Annotated in this window: 16 protein-coding genes and 2 tRNA genes; 15 read left to right on the forward strand and 3 right to left on the reverse strand. The window is 49.5% G+C overall.

What is annotated here, in order from left to right; all coding sequences use genetic code 11:
- Nucleotides 1-2,453: transcription-repair coupling factor (locus OMP95_RS09580; protein WP_266328223.1), on the reverse strand; the 2,453-nt coding region annotated here is incomplete at its 3' end.
- A gap of 610 nt (nt 2,454-3,063) precedes the next feature.
- Here OMP95_RS09580 and OMP95_RS09585 point away from each other — a divergent pair.
- The 13 genes from OMP95_RS09585 to OMP95_RS09645 all read left to right on the forward strand — a co-directional run bounded on the left by OMP95_RS09585 (nt 3,064) and on the right by OMP95_RS09645 (nt 15,367).
- Nucleotides 3,064-3,270 (forward strand): hypothetical protein, encoded by a 207-nt coding sequence (locus OMP95_RS09585; RefSeq protein ID WP_266328225.1) that lies wholly within the window; start codon nt 3,064-3,066, stop codon nt 3,268-3,270.
- A 17-nt stretch (nt 3,271-3,287) separates the two neighbouring features.
- Nucleotides 3,288-5,129: an excinuclease ABC subunit UvrC gene (gene uvrC / locus OMP95_RS09590; protein ID WP_266328227.1), complete on the forward strand. Its 1,842-nt coding sequence runs from the start codon at nt 3,288-3,290 to the stop codon at nt 5,127-5,129.
- 51 nt (nt 5,130-5,180) lie between these two features.
- Nucleotides 5,181-5,738, forward strand: coding sequence for a CDP-diacylglycerol--glycerol-3-phosphate 3-phosphatidyltransferase (pgsA, locus tag OMP95_RS09595; RefSeq protein WP_266328229.1), 558 nt, complete (start codon nt 5,181-5,183; stop codon nt 5,736-5,738).
- A 38-nt stretch (nt 5,739-5,776) separates the two neighbouring features.
- Nucleotides 5,777-5,852: transfer RNA gene (locus tag OMP95_RS09600), tRNA-Gly, on the forward strand.
- A 63-nt stretch (nt 5,853-5,915) separates the two neighbouring features.
- A tRNA-Cys gene (locus tag OMP95_RS09605) sits at nt 5,916-5,989 on the forward strand.
- Between the two features lie 285 nt (nt 5,990-6,274).
- Nucleotides 6,275-7,765: a SulP family inorganic anion transporter gene (locus OMP95_RS09610; protein WP_266328231.1), complete on the forward strand. Its 1,491-nt coding sequence runs from the start codon at nt 6,275-6,277 to the stop codon at nt 7,763-7,765.
- Between the two features lie 19 nt (nt 7,766-7,784).
- Nucleotides 7,785-8,645, forward strand: a complete 861-nt coding sequence (locus OMP95_RS09615) for a universal stress protein (RefSeq protein ID WP_266328233.1) — start codon at nt 7,785-7,787, stop codon at nt 8,643-8,645.
- A 507-nt stretch (nt 8,646-9,152) separates the two neighbouring features.
- Entirely contained in the window at nt 9,153-10,520 is a 1,368-nt protein-coding gene (locus OMP95_RS09620) for a hypothetical protein (protein ID WP_266328235.1), read from the forward strand.
- 34 nt (nt 10,521-10,554) lie between these two features.
- Nucleotides 10,555-12,552 carry a BCCT family transporter gene (locus OMP95_RS09625; protein WP_266328237.1) on the forward strand — a complete coding sequence of 666 codons (1,998 nt, stop codon included), beginning with the start codon at nt 10,555-10,557 and terminating at the stop codon, nt 12,550-12,552.
- 70 nt (nt 12,553-12,622) lie between these two features.
- Nucleotides 12,623-12,961: a DUF2845 domain-containing protein gene (locus OMP95_RS09630; protein ID WP_266328239.1), complete on the forward strand. Its 339-nt coding sequence runs from the start codon at nt 12,623-12,625 to the stop codon at nt 12,959-12,961.
- A 77-nt stretch (nt 12,962-13,038) separates the two neighbouring features.
- On the forward strand, nt 13,039-13,365 hold the full coding sequence (locus OMP95_RS09635) for a PepSY domain-containing protein (RefSeq protein WP_266328241.1): 327 nt from the start codon (nt 13,039-13,041) through the stop codon (nt 13,363-13,365).
- Between the two features lie 2 nt (nt 13,366-13,367).
- Complete coding sequence (locus OMP95_RS09640) at nt 13,368-14,036, forward strand: response regulator transcription factor (protein ID WP_266328243.1); 669 nt, start codon at nt 13,368-13,370, stop codon at nt 14,034-14,036.
- Nucleotides 14,033-15,367, forward strand: coding sequence for a sensor histidine kinase (locus OMP95_RS09645; RefSeq protein ID WP_266328245.1), 1,335 nt, complete (start codon nt 14,033-14,035; stop codon nt 15,365-15,367). Before OMP95_RS09640 ends, OMP95_RS09645 begins: the two co-directional genes overlap by 4 nt.
- On the opposite strand, the gene OMP95_RS09650 is transcribed toward OMP95_RS09645, so the two are convergent.
- Nucleotides 15,364-15,681, reverse strand: a complete 318-nt coding sequence (locus OMP95_RS09650) for a PepSY domain-containing protein (protein ID WP_266328247.1) — start codon at nt 15,679-15,681, stop codon at nt 15,364-15,366. The two genes, OMP95_RS09645 and OMP95_RS09650, sit on opposite strands and share 4 nt — an antisense overlap.
- Before the next feature lie 125 nt (nt 15,682-15,806).
- On the opposite strand from OMP95_RS09650, the gene OMP95_RS09655 reads away from it, so the two are divergent.
- Together OMP95_RS09655 and OMP95_RS09660 are read left to right on the forward strand one after the other, a co-directional pair.
- Entirely contained in the window at nt 15,807-16,310 is a 504-nt protein-coding gene (locus tag OMP95_RS09655; RefSeq protein WP_266328249.1) for a MarR family winged helix-turn-helix transcriptional regulator, read from the forward strand.
- A 56-nt stretch (nt 16,311-16,366) separates the two neighbouring features.
- Entirely contained in the window at nt 16,367-16,810 is a 444-nt protein-coding gene (locus OMP95_RS09660; RefSeq protein WP_266328251.1) for a YybH family protein, read from the forward strand.
- Between the two features lie 501 nt (nt 16,811-17,311).
- Here the strand turns inward: OMP95_RS09660 and OMP95_RS09665 are convergent.
- On the reverse strand, nt 17,312-19,945 hold the full coding sequence (locus tag OMP95_RS09665) for a putative bifunctional diguanylate cyclase/phosphodiesterase (RefSeq protein ID WP_266328253.1): 2,634 nt from the start codon (nt 19,943-19,945) through the stop codon (nt 17,312-17,314).
- Between the last annotated feature and the right edge of the window lie 222 nt (nt 19,946-20,167).

The following is a 20,167-nucleotide window of genomic DNA, read 5'->3' on the forward strand; positions in this document are numbered from 1 at the left end:
AAGTGGCATTTAGTGTTGATCACCGTAATGCAGACTATGATGAAAATGGTCTGGACTGCACAATCGCTTCCGGCGGTGGCGGTGGCGGTGGCGGTGGCGGTGGCGGTGGCGGTGGCGGTGGCGGAAATCGACATGTTCAAGGTGCGCGGGATAGGGGTGGCTGTCAGGGTTAACACATCAATATGCGTACGATATTTTTTGAGCTGCTCTTTCTGGGTGACACCAAAACGGTGTTCTTCATCAAGAACAAACAGGCCCAGACGTTTGGGTTCAATATCCTGCTGCAACAGTTTATGGGTGCCGATAATGATATCGGCATTGCCGTCACTGATCGCTGCTTTTACCCGATCCAGCTCTTTTTTGGAACGGAAACGTGATAACACTTCGACCCTGACCGGCCAGTCGGCAAAACGATCCTTGAAGTTTTCATAATGTTGTTGGGCGAGCAGAGTGGTCGGTACCAGCACCATGACTTGCTTACCCGAATGCACTGCAAGAAATGCGGCACGCATGGCTACTTCTGTTTTACCAAAACCGACATCGCCGCAGATCAATCTGTCCATCGGTTGCTCTGACAACATGTCTTTGATGACTGCATCGATTGCATCCTGCTGATCCGGCGTGGTTTCAAACGGGAAAGCGGCGGCAAATGAAGCATAATGCTCATCAGGCATGGCCATCGGTGTTTTCTTGTTGGCGGCGCGACGGGCATAAATATCGAGCAGTTCGGCCGCGACATCACGGGCTTTTTCGGCGGCACGGCGGCGGGCTTTTTCCCACTGGCCGCTACCCAGTTTATGTAAAGGTGCCAGCTCCGGTGCGGCACCGGAGTAACGACTGATCAGATCCAGCGATGCTACCGGCACATAAAGCTTGTCGCCTTTGGCGTATTCCAGCGTGACATACTCGGCCGTTACATCGCCTACATCCAGGGTTTGCAGACCGAGATAACGACCGACACCGTGATCTTCATGTACCACGGCATCACCGATGGAAAGTTCAGCGAGGTTACGGATGATCGCGTCGGTATCACGTTTCTTACGGCTGCGGCGACGGCGCTGCATCACTTGCTGGCCGAACAGCTGGGCTTCGGCGATAACGGCGATATGCTGTGATGGCAGGATCAAACCCTGTTCCAGCGGCGCTACCGTCACCGTCAGTTTTGCATCGTCCGTTACAAACTCATCCCAGCCATGACAGGTTTTCAGTTGAATGTGCTGCTGGCGCAGCAGATCCAGCAATGTTTCACGGCGGCCGGCACTTTCGGCTGCAAATAGAATACGGCCGTCAAACTGTTCAATAAACTGTTCAAGGGCTTCGCAAGGCTTGTCCTTGCGGGCGTTCATGGTCAGTTGCGGCGGAATTACACTGGCATAGTTGAAGTTACCGGCTTTCTGTTCCTGCTCAAAACTCTGCAAATGCAGCCGTTGATAGGATTTGAAGCGGGCAAACAAGTCCGCTACCGGAATAAACACGGTAGCCGGTTCCAGCAAAGGTCTTTCAATATCGACGCGGTGCTGGCGGTAGCGTTCGCTGATTTCATCCCAGAAACTGCTGGCGCCGTGATGCGGATCACTGATATTAACCAGCAGCGTGTTGTCAGGCAGATAGTCGATCAGGCTGCTGGTCTGTTCAAAAAATAGCGGCAGATAATATTCAATCCCGCCGGGCAGGTTGCCGTCACTTACCTCACGGTAGATATAGCTGCGCTGGGGATCACCTTCAAAGTGACGCCTGAATTGTTGTCTGAACAGCTGAATGCTGTCTTCGGTCATCGGAAATTCGCGTGCCGGCAATAGACGAATGGCATCCATATTATTGATGGAACGCTGGGTTTCCGGATCGAAGGTGCGCAAGGTGTCGATTTCGTTATCAAACAAATCGATACGGTAAGGGAGTTTGCTGCCCATCGGGAACAAATCGATAATAGCGCCACGCACGGCAAACTCGCCGTGTTCCATCACCTGCGACACATTACGGTAACCGGCTTTTTCCAGTCGCAGCCGCCAGCTTTCAATATCGAACTGATCCCCGGTTTGCAACATCAAAGTGTTGCCGTCCAGAAACTCGCGTGGCGCAATGCGCTGCATCAGGGTAGCAATGGGAACCAGCAAAATGCCTTGTTTGAAATCAGGTAATTGATGCAGGGTTTCCAGGCGCTCGGAAACAATATCCTGATGCGGGGAAAACGTATCGTAAGGCAGGGTTTCCCAGTCAGGGAAATGCAGAATGGGGCGTGTGTCCTGACCCAGATAAAAACGCGCTTCCAGTTCCAGCCGGTGAGCTGTAGCCATATCATCGGTGATAACCAGCAAAGGGCCATCGTGTTGCTGCGCTGCTTTTGCCAATAACAGGCCTTGCGCACTGCCATAGAGCTGGCCGGCGTGAAAAGCCTCTTTATTGGAATGGGGTAGGGCAGGCTGAAGCAGATTGGGTGTAACTGAAGAAACCATTAATTATTATCGGGAAAAAGCGCTATTTTCCCACAAATCGCCGAGATATACCGAAACAATCTGGAAATGCGTGTATCAGAATCTGGCGAATCTCCACGAATAAATAAGTAAAATCAGATAGATACTGGAAAATTTGTTCTGGTTCACATGTTTTGCGTGGGAACCCGGTGGAAAATTTTATAAATCCGCAGATTACGCAGATTACGCAGATGGACGCAGATTATTTTAAAAGGGATGAGCAGAACTATGTATTCCCATAAGCGAGAGAAGGCGCTTCCAATCTTTTCAGGGGCAGCTCAGGTTCACTATTTTAAAGCCCGGGTTGCCACAAGCCTATTACTTAACTTTGGTGCCGGGAGTTTGCAACAGAAAAGACTTATTCTTAATTTGCGAAATTGGCGAAATCTGCGGATAAAGATTTACTTTAAACGATGCTTTAATTTATTCAGGTATGGCCTTGTTACAGTATGTCCTGTGCGGAAGTAAGGCGCGAACGTGAGATAATGGTTTCAGGAGTTGCCATCCTGTTGTCATCAAGGCTACATTATCCCCTGCATTTTATAAGTGATAATGCATTTGATAATTCTGGCAACGATGCGGAGAATAAATAATGAAACGGATTGAAAACGTCCTGTTACTCAAAGTAATAGGCAGTTGTGAACTGATTGCTGCTCTGGCGATGATTTATTTTTTTTATGAAAAAGTGCCGGCGCTGATTGGCGGCGTGATTTTGCTGGGATTGTCAGCTAATAGTTTTTATCAGGCGCATAAATGCTACCAGCGCCAATACACACCGAAGAAAAACGACCCCACCTGACTTGATTGATATGATTTATGGCTGAAGCAAATACGCAACATGCGGAAACAGGATTTGACTCAGCTGCCTTCCTGAAAACGCTTACCGGACGCCCGGGTGTCTACCGTATGCTCGATAGCGACGGTACGGTTATCTACGTCGGTAAGGCGAAGAATCTTAAAAAACGCGTCAGCAGTTATTTCAGAAAAACCGGCCTGACCGCCAAGACCCAGGTCATGGTGGCGCAGGTTGCTGCCATCGAAACCACCGTTACCCACACTGAAAATGAGGCGCTGATCCTTGAGAATAATCTGATCAAGGAGCTGATGCCGCGTTATAACATTCTGCTGCGTGATGATAAGAGTTATCCCTACCTGTTTATTTCCGGAGACAGGTTTCCGCGCCTGAGCGTGCATCGGGGAGCCAAGCGCAAGATGGGCAAATATTTCGGCCCCTATCCCAGTGCCGGTGCGGTCAGAGAAAGTCTGAACCTGTTGCAGAAGCTGTTTCCGGTGCGTCAATGTGAAGACAGTTATTATCAGAACCGCTCACGACCCTGCCTGCAATATCAGATCAAACGCTGCACGGCGCCCTGTGTCGGACTGGTGTCTGACGAGGACTATAAGAAAGATGTCGAACACACCATCATGTTTCTGGAAGGTAAAAACCAGCAGGTGATGGATGATCTGACCGCAGAAATGGAAGCGGCATCAAAGCGACTCGACTTTGAGCAGGCCGCGGCGATTCGTGACAAGATCATCGCTCTGCGTCGGGTACAGGAAAGGCAATATGTCAGCTCTACTCAGGGTGAGTTTGATGTGCTGGCGGCCATTGTCCGCGATGGTATGGCGGTGGTAGAGGTCTGTTTTATCCGTGGCGGCCGCAACCTGGGCAGTAAGAGTTATTTCCCCAAAGGTTCGGCCGACAGTTCAGCCGAAGAACTGCTGACGGCGTTTATTCCACAATATTATCTGGGTAAAAATGTGCCTGCTGAGATCCTGCTCAGTCATCAGGCGAAAGATATGGCATTGATGCAGGATGTGCTGCAAACCGAGTCCGGGCACAAAGTCAGTCTGCGCCAACCCCAACGCGGACAGGCCGTGCGCTGGATGAAAATGGCACAAACGAATGCCGAAATCAGCCTTACACAGCGGCTGAGCAGTAGAGCAAATTTACTGCAACGGTTTGAGATGTTGCAGGATGCGCTGGCACTGGATGAGTTACCCAAACGGATTGAATGTTTTGATATCAGTCATACCCGCGGTGAGAAGACCGTCGCATCCTGCGTGGTGTTTAGTTTGGAAGGCGCCATCAAAGCCGATTATCGCAAGTTCAATATTGAAGGTATTACCGGCGGTGATGATTACGCGGCGATGAACCAGGCCCTGAGCCGCCGCTTTACCCGGCTGCAGAAAGGTGAGGGTAAACGTCCGGACCTATTATTGATAGACGGCGGTAAAGGTCAAATCCGGGAAGCCCGGGAAGTGCTGGCGGAACTTAATTTAAGCGATTTGCCAATTCTGGGTATCGCCAAGGGGCCGGAGCGCAAACCGGGCGAAGAAAGCTTGTTTCTAGTAGGCAGGGAAGGGGAGGTGACCTTGTCAGCAGATTCACCCGCTTTGCATTTACTGCAACAAGTCCGGGATGAAGCCCACCGCTTTGCCATCACTGGCCACCGACAACGGCGGGCCAAGGCGCGTAAAACCTCTACACTCGAACATATTGAAGGCCTGGGGCCCAAACGCAGACAGAAATTACTGCAGCAATTTGGTGGTCTGCAGGAAGTACAACGCGCCGGGGTAGAAGATCTGGCCAAGGTGGACGGCATCAGTAAAGCGCTGGCGCAAAAGATCTATGATGTGTTGCATGATGACAAATAAGCCGGTCCTTAGTGCTAACATAACAGCGATTTAAACTTTCAAGTGACTGCCATGCTGAATTTACCCAATATCCTGAGTTTGCTGCGTATCCTGCTGATCCCGGTGCTGATAGTGCTGTATTTTCTGCCTTTTGATTCTGCGCCGATCTGGGCCGCGATCGTGTTTGCTGTCGCAGCGGTCACTGACTGGCTGGATGGTTATCTGGCCCGGCTTTGGGATCAGGCTTCGCCGTTCGGTGCTTTTATTGATCCGGTGGCGGATAAGCTGATTGTGGTGGTGGCTCTGCTACTGATCCTGTTTAAAACTGCTACCTGGTATATCCTGATTCCGGTGGTTTTGATTGTTTCGCGTGAGCTCACTGTGTCCGCATTGCGTGAATGGATGGCCGAATTAGGGCAAAGAAATGTGGTCAAAGTATCCAATATGGCTAAGTGGAAAACCACCTTTCAGATGATTGCGATCGGCTGCCTGATTTTCTATAAACCCTTATTTGGCTTACCAATATTCGAAATCGGGCTAGTCCTGCTGTATGTGGCGGCCTGGCTCACTTTATCGTCCATGTTTAACTACCTGCAGGCCGCATGGCCCATGTTGCGTAATAAGGGTTGACATAAAAAATGAAGTGCCTATAATGCACGTCTTCCTAAGCGGGAATAGCTCAGCTGGTAGAGCACAACCTTGCCAAGGTTGGGGTCGCGAGTTCGAATCTCGTTTCCCGCTCCAGAATTAAAAAAAGCCGCGGTATGTTTTAGCACTATCGCGGCTTTTTAGTATTATTGCTTCCATGGCTGAGTGGCAGAGTGGTTATGCAGCGGACTGCAACTCCGTGTACGCCGGTTCGATTCCGACCTCAGCCTCCAATTCAATTACATCTGACAAGCTTGACACTGCGGCTTTTGGATAGCTGTAATTGACCGGATGAATTTATATGTCACGTTCTAAACCTGCCAATTTCAATATGATGCTCAGTCCGCCCTAGCGCTTCTTTCTACAACGGCTATTCCAGCCGTCTGCCATTACAGCTGTATATCTGCACGGAACGATCCGTTCATTGGGCATCACCGCTTGGTAGTGCTTGCACATAAGCTATGCTTTGGCTCCCCCCTCGCTCAAACCAATTTATCTATAACAAACAGGAATTCTTTATGTTTCAGAACTGGAAAAATGACTGGTTCTCTAATATTCGTGGTGATTTATTAGCCGGCACTGTCGTTGCATTGGCTCTGATACCGGAAGCTATCGCTTTTTCAATTATTGCCGGCGTCGATCCCAAAGTCGGTTTGTATGCCTCATTCTGTATAGCGGTCATTGTTGCCTTCACTGGTGGCCGGCCGGGCATGATTTCGGCGGCTACCGGCGCCATGGCTTTGTTGATGGTCACTTTGGTCAAAGAGCATGGTCTTGAATATCTGCTTGCCGCTACTTTGCTGACAGGTGTTTTTCAGATTGCAGCTGGTTATCTGAAACTAGGGGATCTGATGCGGTTTGTCTCACGCTCGGTAGTGACCGGTTTTGTGAATGCGCTGGCCATTTTGATTTTCATGGCACAGCTGCCGGAGCTCACCGATGTGACCTGGCATGTTTATGCGGTGACGGCCGCGGGGCTGGGCATTATCTACCTGTTTCCGCTATTGCCTAAAATCGGCAGGATACTGCCGTCACCACTGGTGACTATTGTCGTACTCACGCTGGTGACCATTTTCCTGGGGCTGGATATTCGTACCGTGGGCGATATGGGGGAATTACCCGATACCTTGCCGATATTCCTCTGGCCTGACGTGCCGCTCAACCTTGAAACGCTGGCGATTATCTTTCCCTATTCCATCGCACTTGCTACGGTGGGTTTACTGGAATCGATGATGACCGCGACGATTATCGATGATCTGACTGATACCGGCAGTGACAAAAACCGCGAATGCAAAGGGCAGGGCATTGCCAATATCGGATCAGGTCTGCTGGGAGGTATGGCAGGATGCGCCATGATCGGCCAGTCAGTCATTAATGTTAAGTCAGGGGGGAGGGGACGCCTGTCGACTTTTGCTGCCGGTGTATTGCTGATCGTGATGGTGGTCTTTTTGGATCAGTGGATCAAGCAAATCCCTATGGCCGCGCTGGTTGCCGTAATGATCATGGTGTCTATCGGTACTTTTTCCTGGGACTCGCTCAAGGATATGAAAAAGCTGCCTCTTTCCACTAACCTGGTGATGGTAACCACGGTTGTCGTTGTGGTTGCGACGCATAACCTGGCTATCGGTGTTTTTGTCGGGGTGTTGTTGGCATCACTGTTTTTTGCCAGTAAAGTCGGACACTTTCTGGTTATCAAAAGTGAGACTAACGAAGAGGAAACTCAGCGCAGCTATCAAATCCTCGGTCAGATTTTCTTTGCCTCCGCCGATAAGTTTATCGCCTCTTTTGATTTCAAAGAGGCGTTGGAAAAGGTCACTATCGATTTGACTCATGCTCATTTCTGGGATATCACCTCGGTGACTGCTTTGGACAAGGTCGTTATCAAGTTCCGCCGTGAAGGTACTGAAGTAGAACTGGTCGGCATGAATGAAGCCACTGCCACTATCGTGGATCGCTTTGGGGTGCATGACAAGCCGGAAGAAGTAGAAAAAATACTCGCGGGACACTAGTGCCTCAAAGGAGAGAGAAATGACAAAAATAATCGCATGTATAGATGGTTCACATGTGGCTACGGCGGTATGTGATGCAGCAGCCTGGGCCAGTCAGCAACTGGATGCCCCACTCGATTTATTGCACGTTCTGGATAAAGCGGAATATCCAGAACCTGCCCAGCAGGGTGATTTGTCAGGCAATATCGGTTTGGGCAGCCGTGAGCATCTTCTGACAGAACTGACCGAGTTGGACGAAAAACGCAGCAAACTGGCATTGGAGCATGGCAAACATATGCTTGAAGATGCCAAAAAGCGTGTTGAGCAAGATGGCGCTTCTGATGTGACTACTCATCAGCGCCACGGCAGCCTGCTGGAAACCTTACAGGAGCTGGAATCCGAATCACGTTTGCTGGTTATGGGCAGACAGGGTGAGGCGCATGACAACCAGGCTCACACTATCGGCAGCCATCTGGAAAATGTGGTTCGCGCCATGCACAGACCGATACTGGCTGTTGTGCCGGGCTTCAAAAATCCGCGGCGTTTCATGTTTGCCTTTGACGGCAGCAAAACCGCCCGCAAAGCCCTGGAAAGAGTAGCCGCTAGTCCTTTGTTGCAAGGATTGGAATGCCATCTGGTGATGGTGGCCGAGTCAGATGACAAACATGTCGGTGAGTTGAAACAAGCCACGGCAATACTGCAAGAGGCCGGTTTCAGTGTCATACCGGTAATACGGCAGGGAGAAGTTCAGCCGACATTGTCACAATATCAGCTTGAAAACGATATTGATCTGATGGTGATGGGCGCTTATGGCCATTCACGCATCCGCCAATTTCTGGTCGGCAGCAATACCTCCAAAATGGTCAGGCTCAGTGATATTCCTGTTTTGCTGCTCAGGTAGCAGCCTTGGATCAAGCAATCATCATGCAGCAACAAGACATCGAGTCGTCGCTGCGAATACTGGTATGTTCACACCCAGCGAGTTCCTGGAATATATCACTTAGAGACCTTAATCAGATCTCCCTTAAAGCTGGTCGGCTATACCCTTCGGTAACAATCATCAACGATTTGAATCCTTCCGTACCGCAGCAGTGTTGCTGAAATCTGATGCTGATGTCATTGCCTTGCAGGAAAACGACTTGGATACATTGGCCGGTTTTTGTATTGGACAGTAGCTGATAGCGATGACTGTGCATCGATCTGTGCCGGCCGTCGGTAGCGCTTCTGAGCATTTACCTGTTACTGCAACCATCAGTCTTTGATTACGCAGGCTGATTTGCAAAGTAGTCAAACTTTGGTAGCTTTAACCTGTGGGTTCTTTTAACAGAACGTTCATGGAGGAGAAAGCACGATTCCTGTGTGATTAATAAACATCGTCAGCACCACCTACAGTTGGGGATGAATCAAAATGGCCGGACACTCAAGCCACATACTACAAAACAGCTTTCAGTCCATAGCATTTTGTAGTGCCTGTTTACTGTTCTTGTTCAGCAATATCGCTTGTGCTGAAGCAAGGCTGGAATCAGTCGAACAACTCCAGCAACGAATAAAACAACTTGAAATTCAATTGGAGCAGACCAGGCAGGCCCTGACAAAAGCAGAAAAGACCAGCCAGGAAGCCGAAATACAGGCAGCCACGATGACAGAGCAACAACAGGCTGAGAGCCAACCTGAGGACGATAAAATACGCTTTGGGCCGCTGAAAGTCGGTGGCGCGATGCGGGTCAATTATGCTATTGGTGATTATCCTGAAACAGGTGGCGCCTCGAGAGCGGTTGAAGATGACGGTAATTTTGCTCTCGATACCTTTCGCATCAATCTCGGCTATACCGATGGTCCATACATCGGCAAGGTGGAATACCGCTGGTATGACGGCTACAACTTCCTGCATACCGGCTGGCTGGGTTATCAGCTGGATAAAGCGCGGCAAATCCAGCTCGGTGTGAACAGGGTGCCGTTCGGTCCCGGTCCTTACGGCGTATCGCAGAGCTGGTTTTTCGATCAGCATTATTATCTGGGCCTGTCGGATGATATGGATTTGGGGATCAAGTACAGCCAGTCTGATGAAAACTGGCAGCTTGATATGGCCTATTATTATTCCGATGAAGGCAGCTACACCGGTTCGTCCCACGACAGTGCCCGCTACTCCTATGATGTTGTCAATGAGTCAGGAGACGGCTACGAAGAACGCAACCAATTAAATTTGCGGGGTATTTACCACTTTGAGGCCCGGCAGATAAAAACGGATTTTGGCTTGTCGTTGCAGTACGGAGAGCTGAAAAGCCGCGGTGTTCAGGATGACGGCGATCACCTGGCCGCTTCGCTGCATATGGTCAACAAGTGGCACAACTTCACATTGGCATCGCAACTGACTTATTACCGTTACGATGTCGATGACCGTCAGCCGCTGGGCACCGATAAATTGGTTCAGATGGGGGCTTATGATTTTCCGGGTACTGCGGCAGCCGAGGCGTGGGTGCCGGCCGTATCGTTAAGTTATTACCTTGCGGTGCCGTCAATTGCCTGGTTGGATTATGTTATTCCTTATGTCGAGTACAGCGTGCTGCTCAAGCGGGATAGCGGTTTGAATGACAGTGAGTTGGCAACACTTGGTGCGGCCTGGGGCAGCGGTAACTGGTTTATCTACACTGATTTGAGCGCATCCAACGGTAACGAGTTTATCGGCGGTGACGATCCTTTTGGCGATCGTCTGGGCGCCAACGAGTCCCACGAATGGCAAACCCGTTTCAATATTAACTTTGGCTATTACTTCTAGTGAAGTAAGACAGGTCAGATCGAAGCAGTTGATTATGACTCATCAGACAAACAATCAGGAACAGTCAGATAAACCTGTAAAAGCCCAGATCAACCCGCCGGTGTTTTTTGGGGCGGCTGTGCTGATTCTTGCCTTTGTCGTATTCGGCGCTGCTTTCTCGGACCTGGCCGCCAGTATTTTCAGCGCTGTACAGAGCTGGATTGTCAGAACCTTCGGCTGGTTTTACCTGCTGGCAGTGGCCATTTTTCTGGTCTTCAGTATCAGCCTCGCTATCAGCTCTTACGGCGCAATCAAGCTGGGGCCGGATCATTCTGAACCGGACTACAGTTATCTGTCATGGTTTGCGATGTTGTTCAGTGCCGGTATGGGGATTGGCTTGTTGTTCTTCGGGGTCGCCGAACCTGTTATGCACTTTTCCAACCCGCCTGTTGGAGAAGGCGGTACGGTTGAAGCTGCGCGTGAGGCGATGTCGATTTCGTTTTTCCATTGGGGACTGCATGCCTGGGCGATTTATGCCGTAGTGGGGCTTTCTCTCGCGTATTTCGGTTTCAGACATGGGTTGCCGTTAACAATCCGATCAGCTCTCTATCCGTTGATCGGCGAGCGCATTTATGGCCCGATTGGTCATGTCGTTGATATCTTCGCAGTGCTCGGCACCATGTTCGGTATCGCGACTTCACTGGGACTGGGGGTATTGCAGATCAATGCAGGATTGAATTATCTGTTTGATTTACCCGTGTCTGTCTATCTGCAAATCGGCTTGATCTGTGTGATAACGCTGATGGCGACAGGCTCGGTGATTGCAGGACTGGATGCCGGCATCAAGCGGTTGTCTGAGCTCAATCTGGTGCTGGCCGTTGTCTTGCTGCTGTTTGTGCTGATTGCCGGGCCGACCCTGTTTCTATTGCAGGCCCTGGTGCAGAATACCGGCTTCTATCTCAGTGAGGTTGTCAACAAGACATTCAATCTTTATGCCTATGAGCCGACCGGCTGGATAGGCGGCTGGACCTTGTTCTATTGGGGATGGTGGATTGCCTGGTCGCCATTTGTCGGCATGTTCATAGCCCGGGTTTCACGGGGCCGGACTATCAGGGAGTTTGTGCTGGGCGTGTTGTTCGTGCCGGTCGGTTTTACCTTCATGTGGATGACGTTTTTCGGCGGCACGGCGATCAATATGGAATTGGGGCAGCTGACGGGGGTGATTAGCGGGGCGGTGGCCGATAGTGTTCCTACTGCTATCTTTACTTTGTTTGAGCAGCTGCCGCTGAGTATGATTGCGTCCGGGCTGGCGACGCTTCTGGTTATAACGTTCTTTGTGACTTCTTCCGATTCCGGATCGATGGTTATCGATATCATTACTTCCGGCGGCCATCCCAAACCGCCGGTCTGGCAACGTATTTTCTGGGCGTTGACCGAAGGTCTGGTCGCAGCGATATTGTTACTGGCCGGCGGTTTGACTGCATTACAGACGGCTGCTATTGCCGGTGCCTTGCCTTTTGTGATTATTATGCTGGTGATTTGTTTCGGCCTCTATAAGGGGTTGCGAATGGAGGGTATCAAACGTCGTGTTTTGGGCGAACCTCAGGCACCAGTCAGCACCGGCAGGAAAGTGGGGTGGAAGCAGCGACTGAAAAATATCAGCAGTCACCCGCCTAAAAGTGAAATGAAACGTTTTCTGCAAATTGTCGTTAAACCGTCGTTAGAAGAGGTCGCGAGTGAGATGAGAAAATCGGGCCTGGAAGCCAGCGTTACTGAACAAGAAGACTATGTCGAACTCAATGTGGCATATGGTGAAGAAGAGAACTTCGTTTATGGCGTGCACAGCGTGGGGCATCTGATTCCCAGCTTTGCTTTCCCTCAGTTTGATCGGCAGCCGGATGAGAGCAAACGCTACTACCGGGGGGAGGTCTATCTGGCCGAAGGCAGCCAGCATTACGATTTGTATGGCTATAATCAAGAGCAGGTCATTGACGATGTCCTGACTCAGTATGAAAAACATATGCATTTTCTGCATATCGTGCGCGATGTGTGAGCCAGTTCGAGATAGGGATCGGATTTCATGCTATGGTCCGTCCAGACAGGTTTGTAATTGGGAGAGAGCGATGCGACTTGCTGCAACTGTTGCTGTGTCAATGATGACACTGATGATGAACGGTAATGTGTGGGCCGGAAGTATCACCGACTTGACTGAATTGAATTGCGGAAATAAAGCAATCCAAATCGGTATGAGCCCGCAGGATATCAAAACAATTTGTGGGCGGAACTGGGAACCTGCTTTTATCAGCAAGCATATCCGGCCTGCACTGCATGCGGATGAGGATGGAAAAGTCAGCAACGATTATTTCGAAAAGTGGATGTACAAAGCTGCGGACAAGAGTGATGCCCATGTTTTACTCAAAAATGGTGAAGTGATTCGGATCTTTACCACTAGCCAGAATTAATTTATCGAGGCTGTTTCAGCTTGGTTTAAGTTTGCTTGTTCATGCTATATACATTACTGACTAAGCAGGACTTAACCATGACTAAAACAAGCAGCTTTTTTATTGCCATTACGGCTTTGTTAGCGGCCAGTCTGATATTGCCGGGTTCAGCCAGTAGTGTTATGGCTGATCAAGGGCCGGCTAAAGCCAGACAACTGCAACAGCACGGCAAAATTTTAGCCCTGGAACAAATCATTGATGCCGCGATTGCCATCAAACCGGGGCAGATTCTGGAAACAGAACTGGAGCGCGATGATGGCCGTTATTTTTACGAACTCGAAATTCTTGATGCCGGTGGACAGGTATGGGAATTAGAATTCGATGCGCAAAGCGGTGACTTGATAGAGCTTGAGCTCGAGGACTGACCATGCGTTTGTTACTGGTCGAGGATGACCCGGTTCTGGGACCGAAACTGCAGTCTGCATTGAACAAGGCCGGTTATGCCACCGATTTGTCGGTTGATGGTATTGATGCGCAGGCTATGGGCGATATCGAAACTTATGACTTGATTGTGCTTGATCTCGGCTTGCCCGGACAATCCGGTCTGGAGGTGCTGAAAAACTGGCGTGAAGCAAATAATGCGACACCAGTGATTATTCTGACAGCGAGAGATGCCTGGGAAGACAAGGTGCTCGGCTTTAAAGCCGGTGCCGATGACTATCTGGCTAAACCGTTTCAAACCGAAGAATTGCTGGTGCGAATCAATGCCGTGTTAAGACGTTGTTCAGGATTGAACACCGGTGCGCTGACTTATGCCGGTTTGTCTCTGGATGAGAGCGACCAGAGCGTAACCTTGAGCTCAGGTGAAAAGCTGTTGCTGACGGGCACCGAGTTTAAATTGTTACGTTATTTTATGTTGCATCCGGGACAGTTGCTGTCCAAATCGACCCTGACCGAACATGTTTACCAACTCGACAGTGATAAAGACAGTAATGTGATGGAAGTGTATGTGAATCGTTTGCGTCAGAAGCTGGGCGCAGAGTTGATTCAGACCCGGCGGGGGCAAGGGTATATCTTCGGAAACCCTGACGGATGACCTCTATTCGAAGTCGTCTGGCTATCGGACTGACTATGGTTATGGCCTTGTTACTGCTGGGGCAGTGGTTATGGCTGACTTTAACTATTGACCGGCTGATAGAAAAGCAGGTCATCACCCGCCTGCAGGAAGAAACGGAAAGTCTGCTGGCAAATCTCAATATTGATCAGACAGGGCGCCTGCAACTGGACAGCCAGCGGCTGAGTAGCAGCTATCAGCGGGCGTTTTCCGGTTTATATTTTTCAGTGTACTCAAAGCAACAGAGTGTGTTGTCACGCTCGCTTTGGGACTTTAATCTTACCGTGCCGCAACTCAGCGCCGGCGAACAGGCAATCCTTTATCTGAACGGGCCACAGGATCAGCCGTTACTTGCCATGTCGGCGGGGTATATCAAACAAACCAGGCCGCTGACTATTACAGTCGCCGAAGATATTTCATGGATGCTGGCAGATAAGCGGCATTTCCAGATGTTTTTTACCTTGCTGTCAGCTCTGGGATTGGTGCTGTTGTTATTGTTGCAGGCACTGATTGTAAGACGGGCGCTGCAACCACTTACGAAGGCAAAGATGCAGCTCAAACAGCTTGAAAAGGGAGATATTGAGCAGATTGATGAGCAGGTGCCTGATGAGATCAAACCTTTACTCAGTGAACTCAACCGCTTGATGGGCAGCATGGTAAATAAAACGCGTCGATCCCGACAGACGCTGGGAAATCTGGCACATCGGTTGAAAACCCAGCTGACTTTACTCAATCAGGTGGCGGACGCCGAGCTTATTAGCACAGACCCAGCGACGCGGAAGGCTATTTATCAGCAGACCGAGCATATCAGACAAATTATCGATCGTGAGTTAAAACGTGCCCGGCTTTCAGGTTTTACCTTGCCCGGGAAAGGGGTTGATTTAGGCGCATTGATCAGTCAACTGGTCGATACTTTGTATCTGATTCACCAGGACAAAAACTTCGCTATCAACTGGCAGCTGGAAGATAATGTACGGTTCAATGGCGATCGTGAAGATGTACTGGAACTGCTCGGAAATCTGATGGATAACGCCTGCAAATGGTGCAATAAAGCAGTGCGGCTGCAGGTGAGAATGCAGGCGGGACTGGTATTTATCGTTGAAGATGATGGGCCGGGTTGCGATATTGATGATTTATCAGCGCTGACCAGGCGGGGCTTTCGTACTGATGAATCCAAACCCGGCAGTGGGCTCGGACTCGCCATTGCATTTGATATTGTCGACAGTTATGAAGGTACTATGCAGTTTGATCGTTCTGAACAATTAGGCGGTCTGCAGGTGACGGTTCACCTGCAGTCACCGTTGGCTAATTAGAACCAGTCTTTTTCAATTTTACGTACTTCACCGGTTTTGGCATTGATGTAGACTTCCCATTCGTTGCCATCGGCATCGACAATTTCAAATTCATAATCCCAGCCTTTACCGAATGTGCGACTTTCCAGATCGGCATCGTCAATCACCCCCGGTTTAGCTTCCAGAGCTATTGCCTGAGCCTGTTCAAGCGTAATCAGGCCCAATCCTTCTGACAGCACTTTCATTTCCCTTACATCATCATCAGCCCGGGCAGGGGTGGTTTGTAACAGCATGGTCATCAGACCGATTAAGGTAAATGCAGTTATGGTTTTCATTGCTTGTTCTCCTTATTGTGTTGAACAGTTTCCATACTAGGAGAGCAAACTTAAACCAAGCTGAATATTAATATCTTAAAAAATAACTGTTTACATTTAGTTAGGTGGCTAACTATAATGGTCACATGTTACAAGTCAAAGATTTACCGGACGCCGAGATCCTCAAAAAATTTGCCCAGCGTTATCCGGATGCGGATATAGCTCGAGTATTACAATTCCTGACATTGCTGCGAGTGGCGTCGGATTTGTCTAATGGATTGGATCAGTTTCTGGCGACGTATGACTTGTTGCAGGGGCGTTGGTGGGTGTTGCTATTATTGATGCGGGAAGACGACTTCAGTTCCAGTCCATCTAAACTGGCGGACAAGGCTGGGGTCAGCCGTGCCACGATGACAGGCCTGATTGATGGCTTGCAGCGTGATGGGCTGGTTAAACGCATTACTGATAATAAAGACAGACGCCAGACATTGGTCAGGCTGACCAGAAATGGCCAAAAAAAGCTCGATGAAGTGATGCCGGATTATTATCAACGGCTTAATGAATTGATGAGTGTCCTCAGTGAGGAGCAGGGCGATCAGCTGATAACCATGCTTACACAGCTAAATACACAACGCCATATTTTCGATTGACTTTATTTTTACCTTAATAGTTAGGTGGCTAACTATATAAGCAAAGGAGCAAATCCATGAAACGAATCATGATGTTAGCAGGAACAGCATTAATCAGTATGCAGGTACAGGCTGTCGACCTGAAACCGGAAGCTATTGTTGAAGCGGCCAATCAACAATGGAATCAGGCTTTTAACCAAGGCAAAATCGAGCAACTCGTCGCGTTGTATGCAGAGGATGCAACTTTGTCCCCCGGGAATGGTGCAGTTTTACGAGGACATGATGCGATTAAAGCGTTATTCAGTGGGTTTCAGCAAAATGGCGTTCATAACCATCAGATTAAAGCCGTTGATGTGATTTCCTCTGACAAACAAATTACTCAGGTCGGCTATTGGCAGGCTAAAGGTCAGAATGCTAAGCAGGAGGCCATCAGTTTTGGCGGTGTTCTGGTTACCGTGTTGCAGCAGAACGAAGCCGGTGAGTGGCAACTGCAATCGCATGTCTGGAACATGGCGCCCTGATAACACCATCGCTATCACAGGGAGGTGATAGCTTATAACGAACCGAAATGTATTTTTCTCAATTGTACGTATTTCACCGGTTCTTACCGGGCTGGATCATAAATCAAGCTGAAACCGTACTTGAATGCGCGAAGCGGGGATTTCAATAATCTGAAAAGCCGAATCTGAACGCATAATGCCTTAGCACGGGCTTGTGTTAGAAAAACTACTTCCCGGCATTCATTTAGATTGACTGGGAAAACGTCTGGACAAGCAATGTCCCAGACATTGCTTTGCATATGATGGGCAGGACGCCCAAATGCCTTGATAGCAGGGATAGCGAAGTATCGCGGGTGCAGAACGTACAGGAGCGACCACTCCATCCATGGAGATAAACGTTTTTGAACGTAAGCGCTTGTCAAGTGTGCGAGATACAAGCGTGTTGTCTTTCGCGAATTTCATTTCCCTTTTACGGCACGTTTACAGAAAACGACAGCGGCGCAGACGAAGGGTTAACAGGCTTTAGAGACTTTTTCCGATGGAGGCTTGAGCCCTTCTGGGCTGGGCGGCATCATGTACCGGATTCAGGATATAAGGTGTCGGGCGGCGGATATGATAGCCCTGAGCATAGGTAATACCGATGGCGCGTACCGCATCCAGTACTTCCTGACTTTCCACATATTCTGCAATCGTCAAAGCCTGCAACTCGTGAGCCAGATTGGATATGCAGCGAACGACAGCATGATCTTTGGGGTTGTTAACCATATTGGCGACAAACTCGCCATCGATTTTGACGAAGTCGATAGGAAAATGTTTAAGGTAATGGAACGATGAGAAGCCGGAACCGAAATCATCCACAGCCAGCTTGAAGCCCTCAGATTTAAGGTTGCTGACGAATTTTTCCAGCAGTGTCATGTTCTTCACGGTATCGCGTTCGGTGATTTCGAAAACGATACGCTCGCGGCTGACGTTAGTTTTAGAGACGATACGTTCCACTTCGGGCAGGAATTCACTCAGCACCAGCGAGCGGGGGGAGATATTGATAAATATCATACCGTCGTAGTCTTCGGCTTCCACTTGCTGCAGGGCTTTTTCCAGCATCACGAAATCAAGGTTATGGATGATACCCATCTTCTCGGCAATTTCGATAAATTCGTGGGCACCCATGATGTCACCGTCATCGGTTTTGATCCGGCACAGTACTTCCACCGCCCGGGTTTCGCCGTTTTCAGTGCTGACCAGCGGCTGAAAATAGGGAATGACCGCTTTGTCCTTGATCGCCTTGCTGATCCTCAGGCTCTTTTCGTTTATATCCTGGAAGACTTCCAGTATGTCGTTCTCGTCAGGCGTATAAGCGCGGTTTTTGCCGTGGCTTTTGGCTTTGTACATCATGTTGTCGGCGAACATAAACAGGTCGCGGCTGCTGTCAGCGTGATCGGGATAGACTGACATGCCGATCGACAGGCGGGCATCGACCCGCTCCCCTTTGTCGGGTGTATAGAGGTCGATGGATTGCAAGCCATCAAAGATCCGTTGGGCTACCAACTGGGCCTGCTCAATATCGCTTTCGGGCAAAATAACGGCAAACTCATCGCCGCCGTAGCGGGCGAGGAAATCGCCGCTGCGCAGGGCATGGCGCATCACATCGCTAATGGCCTGCAGGGCCTTGTCACCGAAACTGTGTCCGTAGGAGTCGTTCAGGTTTTTGAAGTTGTCCAGATCGATCATCAGTATCGAGAACTTGTAGTCATGGCGGGTGGCGCGCAGCACTTCGTAGTCCAGCATTTCCCAGAAAATACGCTGGTTGTGCAGATCGGTGAGGGGATCCCGGGTGGCGTAATATTCCAGATCCTTGGTGTACTTGTAGATGGCCTTGACGGAACCGACCACGTTGATCAGCGTCGACAGAATACTGCTGGTCACCAGCATGCGGGTACTATCCTTGCTGATATCGGAGTGCACGCCAATGCCGACAATACCGCCTATTTTTGGCTTGTCCAGCACCAGTGACTTGGTCTGCAACCGGATGTGTTCGGGGTCCAGGCTTATGATCTGGCCATCGGGTATGGCCGTATGGTGCAGCACCTCCATGCTGATCTGATCATGAAACAGTGGATGTTCACTGAGATTATGGCGGATGGCGTCTTCCATCTGTTTCCTGGTGTCATCAGAAGGGGGACTGAGCCAGAAAAGTTCCAGCGCAAACATCTCGTCATCGACTTTAAAGATGGAGAATAGATTGTAGACCGGCATGACTTCATTTATTTCTCTCAGCAGCAGACTGATATATTCGCGCCAGTCCCGCACCACTTCAGAGGTGATAACAAATTTTTCCAGCATCTGGATCTCAAATTCCAGCAGATCCTTATCGACGGCCATGTTGCGCATTTTGTTGGATAGTTTTTCCACTTTGCCGTAGATACGATTGAGTTCGGAAAAGCCGTGCAGGTTATTTTGCAGGTCCAGTTTGCTCAGGTCTGCGACCCTTTGCACTTGCTCAATACTGTATTCCAGCTCGTCCACTGAGTTGTTGATACGCCGGTTCAGATAGGCAATGACAAATAACGAGAGCAAGAAAGGGAAAGGCGACAAGTAAACAAGGTTGATAAGCAGACTTTTCCTCGCCTCGGACAATAGCTGTGAAACATCGTAAGCGACTTCCACAACTGCGAGTACATCACCGGTGGCAGTGTTCCGGGAGCAGGTAAGACAGTTTGTATTCGCTGCTAAAGGCCAAGTAAATCTAAGCGTATTGTTGAGATAGCTTTGCTGAAGCCGCTGCAATTTAACAGTGTTTTTCAGAAGACTATTGACCGGATCCGTTCTCGTTGTGGCCAGGCTCTCCAATTGGTGGAGGGTAATTTGATAAGAGCCATAACGTTTTTGTTGCTCTGTAATAAAGGCTTCGACTTCATCTGTATCCCAATCTTTTTGCTGCAGTTGGTAAAGATTGTCGAAGATAGTCGAAGCAATCTGTCGTGTCGCGGCGATGGTGCTGTTTTTGACCGATTCCTGATAGGCCCGATCGGCTGCAATATAAATGAGCAAGAAGCCCAGTGCGGAAAAGAAGACCGAAATTCGTATGATAAAGGCTTTAATAGAACGGTTATGGCGGCGCTGCTTATGGGCTTCCTGCGCGCTGTTATTTTTCAACATACTGCCAACCGGTCTTCATGTCTAATGTCCCTGATTTTGAAGGTCAATCTTAACTAGTGACAGGGGGGAAGTGAAGTGCTGATGGGTGATCTGGATCAATATCCGCTGGGTTAAATGAAATTCGTTCAGAAAACACGGATGTTTATTTTTTATGATGTGATTGTAAATCATCCCGGTTGCATGCCGGCAAGCTGAGAAGGGGGGCTGAACGGGCAGCTTCCA

Origin of the sequence: Methylophaga sp. OBS4, from assembly GCF_026319305.1 — a bacterium.
Classification (GTDB): domain Bacteria; phylum Pseudomonadota; class Gammaproteobacteria; order Nitrosococcales; family Methylophagaceae; genus Methylophaga.

Bases quoted from the DNA above. Each gene is read 5' to 3' on its own strand.
- OMP95_RS09650 (WP_266328247.1), bottom strand. From the start codon at position 15,681: ATGAAAACCATAACTGCATTTACCTTAATCGGTCTGATGACCATGCTG.
- OMP95_RS09645 (WP_266328245.1), top strand. From the start codon at position 14,033: ATGACCTCTATTCGAAGTCGTCTGGCTATCGGACTGACTATGGTTATG.
- OMP95_RS09640 (WP_266328243.1), top strand. From the start codon at position 13,368: ATGCGTTTGTTACTGGTCGAGGATGACCCGGTTCTGGGACCGAAACTG.
- OMP95_RS09585 (WP_266328225.1), top strand. From the start codon at position 3,064: ATGAAACGGATTGAAAACGTCCTGTTACTCAAAGTAATAGGCAGTTGT.
- OMP95_RS09625 (WP_266328237.1), top strand. From the start codon at position 10,555: ATGACTCATCAGACAAACAATCAGGAACAGTCAGATAAACCTGTAAAA.
- OMP95_RS09665 (WP_266328253.1), bottom strand. From the start codon at position 19,945: ATGTTGAAAAATAACAGCGCGCAGGAAGCCCATAAGCAGCGCCGCCAT.
- OMP95_RS09610 (WP_266328231.1), top strand. From the start codon at position 6,275: ATGTTTCAGAACTGGAAAAATGACTGGTTCTCTAATATTCGTGGTGAT.
- OMP95_RS09635 (WP_266328241.1), top strand. From the start codon at position 13,039: ATGACTAAAACAAGCAGCTTTTTTATTGCCATTACGGCTTTGTTAGCG.
- OMP95_RS09615 (WP_266328233.1), top strand. From the start codon at position 7,785: ATGACAAAAATAATCGCATGTATAGATGGTTCACATGTGGCTACGGCG.
- OMP95_RS09660 (WP_266328251.1), top strand. From the start codon at position 16,367: ATGAAACGAATCATGATGTTAGCAGGAACAGCATTAATCAGTATGCAG.
- pgsA (WP_266328229.1), top strand. From the start codon at position 5,181: ATGCTGAATTTACCCAATATCCTGAGTTTGCTGCGTATCCTGCTGATC.
- uvrC (WP_266328227.1), top strand. From the start codon at position 3,288: ATGGCTGAAGCAAATACGCAACATGCGGAAACAGGATTTGACTCAGCT.
- OMP95_RS09655 (WP_266328249.1), top strand. From the start codon at position 15,807: ATGTTACAAGTCAAAGATTTACCGGACGCCGAGATCCTCAAAAAATTT.
- OMP95_RS09620 (WP_266328235.1), top strand. From the start codon at position 9,153: ATGGCCGGACACTCAAGCCACATACTACAAAACAGCTTTCAGTCCATA.
- OMP95_RS09630 (WP_266328239.1), top strand. From the start codon at position 12,623: ATGCGACTTGCTGCAACTGTTGCTGTGTCAATGATGACACTGATGATG.